The organism is Prevotella sp. OH937_COT-195, from assembly GCF_003932845.1.
Lineage (GTDB): Bacteria > Bacteroidota > Bacteroidia > Bacteroidales > Bacteroidaceae > Prevotella.
Genome location: NZ_RQZH01000142.1, coordinates 1 through 471 on the forward strand (window position 1 = coordinate 1; position 471 = coordinate 471).

A 471-nucleotide genomic window follows, 5' to 3' on the forward strand; every position below is an offset into this window, starting at 1 on the left:
CATAAGAGAAGTAGGTTCTGAAAGAATAACTAAAGACGGATATATTGAAATAAAAGTGGCAGAACCTAACAAGTGGAATTTAAAGCATAGAGTTATTTATGAAAAACATTTTGGAAAAATTCCAAAAGGAAAGATTGTAGTTTTTTTAGATAGGAATACTCGAAATTTAAATATAGATAATTTAGAGTGTATAACAAAATATGAAAATTTAATTATGAATAATAGAGGCTATTATTCTACAGATCCTGAAATAACAAAAGCAGGATTAAATGCAGTAAGGTTAGAAATCAGTATAAGAAATAGAAAAAAGGAGAAAAAAGAATGAACTCAACTACAGCGAAGAAATTAATGATAGCAGAAAGCTCTGTTTTTTATAATGGAATTGAATATGATAAAATTCAATCCCTAATTTTCAAAAAAACAGAAAATGGAATTAAAGCATGTGCAGAATTATTAGACAAAAGCAAGAAC

1 protein-coding gene is annotated in these 471 nt (G+C 26.5%); it reads left to right on the forward strand.

Translation table 11 applies throughout. The annotated features are described in order from the left end of the window. On the forward strand, positions 1-325 hold a 325-nt coding region (locus EII32_RS11620; protein ID WP_148096847.1), incomplete at its 5' end, for an HNH endonuclease signature motif containing protein. Between the last annotated feature and the right edge of the window lie 146 nt (positions 326-471).